Origin of the sequence: Maribacter sp. (genome assembly GCF_049667165.1) — a bacterium.
Taxonomy (GTDB): Bacteria; Bacteroidota; Bacteroidia; order Flavobacteriales; family Flavobacteriaceae; genus Maribacter_A.
The window spans coordinates 1-6,524 of sequence record NZ_JBATHS010000105.1 but is presented as its reverse complement, the minus strand read 5'-3'; the positions used below and the strand labels follow the sequence as shown (position 1 = coordinate 6,524).

Below are 6,524 nucleotides of genomic sequence, written 5' to 3'. Positions count from 1 at the left end.
GGCCTTGATGGTCGGTTTGGTCATGCTAACCATTGGAAACTTTCTTGGGGGACAGTGGGCAAACGAAAGTTGGGGCCGTTATTGGGGCTGGGATCCAAAGGAAACATGGGCCTTGATTTCCATAATGGTCTATGCCTTCGTTATTCATGCGCGTTTGGTCCCTGGTATGCGGGGTAGATGGCTCTTTAGCTTTCTCAGCGTCGTGGCATTTGGCAGTATTATGATGACCTATTTCGGCGTGAATTTCTACTTGGTAGGGTTGCATAGTTATGCCAGCGGTGCTCAGGTAATAACTCCTTCGTTTATTTATTATACGATATTCGGTGTGTTTATCTTGGGAGCAATCAGCTATTGGAGGTATCAGGTGAATTATAAAAAATAAGTTTAGGTAAAAACTTATTTACCGCCATTTGCTTTCAAATCATTGATGCATTGTTCGTCTAATGAAGGGACAGTACCACCACTAATGGTATTGAGTAACCCTTCCCCCGTCTCAGCGGTCCAATACATCAAGCAAGCCTCATCTGTACAGTGTCGACCATGTTCTTCGTATTGATGCTGGCTGAGGTCACGCTCGCGGTTATATCCATGGTTTGGTTTCGGAAAGGTAACTGGAAGAAGATTCTAGTCTAACAACAGACCCTTAAACGCCTGGCTATTTTTTATGTTAACTTTATAGAACCTGCGGTATTGGTCGGCGAAAAGAATTTTATAACTTTAACCTTTGTTAAATAAGAATGTATGGGCACACAGAGAAAAGGTATAAATACCATTTGCACACATGAGGGCGAAATTCATGACGAACAGTTCAAAGGAGCCATATCACCCTTGTATATGAGTACCTCATATGCTTTTGAAGATGTTGACGTTAAGCGTTATCCGAGATATTTCAATACTCCAAACCAGGTGGCCTTAGCGAAGAAAATAGCCGCTTTGGAACATGCGGAAGCGGCCATGATCTTTGGGAGCGGTATGGCAGCAATAAGTACAGCTCTTTTGGCATTCTTGAGGGCTGGGGACCATATTGTACTTCAGAAAACGCTTTATGGTGGTACGTATAATTTTGTGAACGAGGAGTTTTCAAAGTATGGTATTGAGTATTCTTTTACCGAAGGTTTGGATCCGAAGGATTTTGAGGATAAAATAAAGGGGAATACCAAAGTAGTTTTTATAGAAACCCCATCAAATCCATTATTGACGATCACCGATATATCGGCCATAGCCAAAATTGCCAAAAAGCATGGATTGGTCTCTATGATTGATAATACCTTCGCGAGTCCGGTGAATCAAAATCCAATTGATTTTGGTATCGACGTCATCATACATAGTGCCACAAAATATATGGGAGGCCATTCCGATATTTGTGCCGGGGCAGTGGCCTCATCCAATGATAATATGGAACGTATTTTTCAGTTGGCCAAAAATTTGGGAGGTAGCTTGAGTGATTATACCGTCTGGTTGTTGGAACGCAGTATCAAAACCATGGGCATACGCGTAAAGGCTCAGAATGCCAATGCGCAACGTTTGGCCGAATACCTATCTACCCATTCCGAAATCAATAAGGTCTATTATCCCGGTTTGCCCAACCACCCTGGTCATGAGTTGGCCAAAGCCCAGATGTCAGGGTTTGGTGGCATGTTGTCTTTTGAATTGGATCCAGCGTATGATGCTTCCGAATTTCAAAACGCATTGCAATTGATCAAATCATCGATGAGCTTGGCAGGTGTTGAAAGTACGGTGCTATCACCCACACAGACCTCACATGCCCTCATTGGACCTGAAGAGCGTTTGAATCAGGGAATTTCAGACGGGCTTATTCGATTTTCCGTGGGTATAGAAGAACCGGAAGATTTGATTTTTGACATTGAACAGGCCTTGAAAAAACTTAAGGGAGATAAAGCTGGGCTTCGAAAGGTGCAGCTGGCCAAATAATATCATTATGTCCCTTACAACTCTAGGTTGCCCTTTTGTTTTCAAATTGACCATACTATAAAAAATAAAAATGAAATTAGACATCTTGGTTTTCGGGTCACATCCCGATGATGCTGAACTCGGTGCCGGTGCCACCATAGCAAAGGAAGTTGCCAACGGCAAAAAAGTGGGGATCATCGATTTGACCCGCGGTGAACTGGGAACAAGAGGCTCTGCCGAAATCAGGGATAAGGAAGCTACCACTGCTGCCGAGATCCTAGGGGTCGTAGTTCGTGAAAATCTTGAATTCGCAGATGGGTTTTTTGTTAATGACCAAAAGCATCAGATGGCCATTATTCGGGAGCTACGTAAATATTGTCCTGATATCGTGTTATGCAATGCCATCGACGACCGACATATTGACCATGCAAAGGGAAGTAAATTGGTAAGTGATGCCTGTTTTTTGAGTGGACTTGTCAAAATCGACTCGAAAATGGAGGGTGATGACCAATGGCAAGAACCTTGGCGGCCCAAACATGTGTATCATTATATTCAATGGAAAAACCTAACCCCTGACTTTGTTGTTGATGTTTCAGGGTATATGGATAAAAAGGTCGAGGCTATTTTAGCGTATTCCTCCCAATTTCATGACCCTGAAAGTGATGCTCCCGAAACTCCTATCAGCAGTAAGAATTTTTTTGATAGCGTACAGTATAGGGCAAGAGATCTGGGCCGATTGATAGGGGTAGACCACGGTGAAGGATTCACCACCGAGCGTTACCCGGGGATAAAGGGCCTAAGCGATTTGATTTAACCGGCTTTCTGTAATTTGCTCTTTACTTTGGGAAGGGTAAAGAAAAAACATGAACCATGGGGAATTATGCTTTCAACCCAAATTTTCCCATTGTTCTTTTCTACCATTTCTTTGCAGAGCGACAATCCCAAACCTGTCCCTTTTTCATGGTTCGTGCCATAAGTCGTTACATTCGAATTTTTTTCGAAAATTTTCTTTCGGGTTTCTTCATCAATACCTATGCCTGTATCCCGCACTGAGATTTCCCATGTACTGCTTCGTTCAACCGCCTCAAAGGTGATCAAACCTCTTTCAGGTGTAAACTTAATGGCATTGCTCATAAGATTACGAATAACGATATCAATTTGGTCACTATCGGACCAAGAAAGGATATTCGTGGTCATTTTATTCACGATCGTGAGGGATTTGGCCTTGGCGGTTTCCGATAGGAGATTAATATTTTCATTTACTAGATTATCGATGGAAACAATACTTGGTTTGGTCACTGATCCATTCATCTGTGTCCGACCCCAGGATAATAGATTATTCAGTGTAAATGATATGTGGTCGATATCGGTGCTTAGTTTTGGTATAAAATTTAAAAATTCCGTCTTATCGATTTCCCCGTCCTTATAAAGTTTCAAGAGCCCTTGAAAAGCACCGATCGGTCCTCTAAGATCATGACCGATTATTGAGAATAGTTTGTCTTTTGTTGCATTGATGTCCCTTAATTCTATCTCGTTACGAACTAATTCTGCCGTTTTATTGTGCAGCTCAATATTCAGTTTTTTCTGTATTTTTTCATTTCTTCGCACAATCAAGGTCACGATCAAGAATATGATCAGGATGAGTAAGGCGGCATAGATATATCTTTTTTGACTGGCCAAGGCTTTTTCATTTTCGGCCATAAGATTCTCTTTTTGTTTCTCAAAATCCAACTTGGTGACCAACATCGTAAGATTCTTTTCATTCTTGTTCCTGGTAATGGTGTCATGAAGGGTTTGGAATAGTTCATGAAACTTCAGGGCGGAGGTAAAATCTTCTTTGTTCTTATTTATCTGATATAGGATTTTGGCACTTTTTTGCGTTTCTTCATAAAACTTTATTTTTTGGGAAATAGCAAAGGCTTTTAAGGCATACTGTTCGGACAAGCTATCTTTTTGCTGTCCCAAATAAGCCTCGGCAATTCCATTCAACAAAGAAGTCTCACCTCTATTGTCTTCAAGACTTTCGTGGATCATCTCACTTTGCTTATACCAATATAGGGCCCATTTGAAATTTCTATCCTTTAGGTACGTTTTACCCTTGATTTCATATGCATAGGCTAACCAGTCCATGATATTGTACTTTTCAAAAGTGGTGAGACTACTATTAACATTGTACATGGCATATTCCAATTCTCCCATATCAGCGTATACCGAAGCTAAATTGCTCAGTGTTTCGGCGGTATAGATGTCATTGCCTATTCTTTCGTTGATTTTTTTGACGATTTTATAAAAATGAATGGCTTGGTCATAGTCATTTTGTGCCGCATATAGATTGGCGATATTTTCATTGATGATAGACAGCATTTCATCGTTGTCATATTGGGTAGCGAGCTCAACACTTTTTAAATAAAGGCTCAATGCCTTGGCATAGTCCCCCTTATAATAATAAACACTGGCCATATTGTTTTCTATGTTCAGGATCAGATTGATATTATCAATGCCTTTGGCCAAATGCAAGGCCTTTTGATAATACGTTATCGATTGATCATACTTACCATGATCCTCGTAATAGTTACCCATACCAACCAACGATTTACTTTGCCCATATGGGTCTTTGGCCTCTGAAGCATGTGCATATGCCTCTTTGGATAATGTGTACAGGCTGTCGGATTTATAATAGCGCATTTCTTCCCCGAGATCATTCAATAAAGCAATGAATAAACTGTCTTTGGGACTAAAATCCTTTTGTGAGCGCAAACGGTTGATTTGGTAATGTAGGCTATCCCTACGCGGTATTTGGGCGTTTATTTCACCGTATCCAAAAGATAAAAAAAACAATAGCAGCGTTAACTTCTTCATATGGGAAATTCGATTACCGTTTTGTTTCCGTAGCATATTTATGAAAACACCTTATGGATTAGGAAAGTAAAAATAAATCGCATTACAGCAGTATGATAAAAATTGTTGTGAAACCCCAGTTTTTGTGTGTTTGGTCTATAAAAATGTGTGTTTCATCGATGAAATGGCATTAGTTTTAGTGTGGCACTCCCGCAATCAAGGATCTTTCAGGAAATGATTTTTAGTAAACTTTTAAAAATATACCCTGTTAAGTTGGAAAGATCAATGAAAAAAAATTAACTTTGCCACCGCTTTAAATGGTGGTTGTAGCTCAGTTGGTTAGAGCATCGGTTTGTGGTACCGAGGGTCGCGGGTTCGAATCCCGTCTTCCACCCAAAAAATAAAAGCCCTGACATACCTGTCAGGGCTTTTTTTGTTCTTGGGCGTAATCTTTTCTTAATTTTTATCCACTGCGATTTTTTGATCTCGATTGGCAATTTCCCAGGCCGTATAGAAAATCAATCGCGTTCTGTTCTCTAAAAGAGCATAATTTATTTTATCAGGGGTATCAGTGGTTTTATGATAATCTTCGTGAGTACCGTTAAAATAAAAAATGATTGGGATATTGTTTTTGGCAAAATTGTAGTGATCACTTCGATAATAAAAACGGTTCGGATCGTTCTCATTGTTAAAGGTATAGTCCAATTCTATGTTCATGTACTTGTCGTTCACTTCCTCAGAGAGCTTGTGCAAATCAGTACTTAACTTATCAGAGCCTATCAAATAGATATAATTGCGGTCACCCTCACGTTTGGGGTCTATTCTACCTATCATATCGATATTTAGGTCGGCCACGGTCTGTTGCAAGGGAAATATCGGATCTACATCGGTATAATATTGGGATCCCAAAAGCCCCTTTTCCTCGCCAGTGACATGAAGAAAAACCACGGATCGCTTTGGTGTATACCCCGCTTCAGTAGCTTTTTTAAAAGCCTCGGCAATTTCAAGGAGGGCAACTGTGCCAGACCCATCATCATCGGCACCATTGTAGATTTGACCATTATCGGAGATTCCGAGATGATCTAAATGCGCTGATATAAAGACATATTCATCGGGTTTGCTATCCCCTTTAATATAGGCAACGACGTTTTCTGAACGTATGGTCTTACTATTCGATGAAAGTTTTACTTTTAGATCGGTTTGTACCACCCTACTTTTATTGGCATCTGAAATAATTTGATATAAGGCTGTTGCGGCATTTTTGCTCAAGACAATGTTCGTAAAATCAGAATCCTTGGTTTTTAGTATGGGATCCCTAGCTGGGTTATTTTTTATTCTATTGAAATAGTTTTTATATCCTTCATAATTTTCTTCGTCATAATATAGCATTCCGAGCCCACCATGGTCCCTAATTGCTTTTGAACGTAGTCCATAAGCATCGGAGACCCTGCTCCATTTTGAATTTTGTCGGTTACCGGTCACTATGAAAGTGCCATCTGCGTTGATAGGCTCCCCCGATTTTACCAATACCAGTTTCCCCTTTATATCGAGACCTTCATAATCACTGTAGTTAACATCATCAATACCATACCCGGCATAGACAATTTCTACAAAGGACATCTCTAGTCCTTCGAAAGCAAGAAAATCTTCACCAAGTTCATAGTCTTCGCCGTTTATCGATAAAACACCCGAGGGCATTTTTGCGATTTCCATCGGTACCTCTTGATAATAGTCCCCATCTTCCTTTGCCGCTGGGATACCCATTGACACATACT

At 40.4% G+C, this 6,524-nt stretch carries 5 protein-coding genes and 1 tRNA gene; 4 read left to right on the top strand and 2 right to left on the bottom strand.

Annotated features, from left to right (window positions below):
- The 3 genes from WBM98_RS05790 to bshB1 form a co-directional block, all read left to right on the top strand.
- Positions 1-382, top strand: a 382-nt coding sequence (locus tag WBM98_RS05790; RefSeq protein ID WP_424365081.1) for a cytochrome c biogenesis protein, incomplete at its 5' end; no start/stop codon positions are given.
- Between the two features lie 359 nt (positions 383-741).
- Complete coding sequence (locus tag WBM98_RS05785; RefSeq protein ID WP_424365080.1) at positions 742-1,932, top strand: trans-sulfuration enzyme family protein; 1,191 nt, start codon at positions 742-744, stop codon at positions 1,930-1,932.
- 70 nt (positions 1,933-2,002) lie between these two features.
- Positions 2,003-2,725 (top strand): bacillithiol biosynthesis deacetylase BshB1, encoded by a 723-nt coding sequence (gene bshB1, locus WBM98_RS05780; protein WP_424365079.1) that lies wholly within the window; start codon positions 2,003-2,005, stop codon positions 2,723-2,725.
- On the opposite strand, the gene WBM98_RS05775 is transcribed toward bshB1, so the two are convergent.
- Entirely contained in the window at positions 2,722-4,770 is a 2,049-nt protein-coding gene (locus WBM98_RS05775; RefSeq protein ID WP_424365078.1) for a tetratricopeptide repeat-containing sensor histidine kinase, read from the bottom strand. The genes bshB1 and WBM98_RS05775 overlap by 4 nt on opposite strands.
- Positions 4,771-5,068: 298 nt before the next feature.
- On the opposite strand from WBM98_RS05775, the gene WBM98_RS05770 reads away from it, so the two are divergent.
- Positions 5,069-5,144 (top strand) — tRNA-His (locus tag WBM98_RS05770).
- A 61-nt stretch (positions 5,145-5,205) separates the two neighbouring features.
- Here the strand turns inward: WBM98_RS05770 and WBM98_RS05765 are convergent.
- The coding region (locus WBM98_RS05765; protein WP_424365077.1) for a M28 family peptidase at positions 5,206-6,524 on the bottom strand (1,319 nt) is incomplete at its 5' end.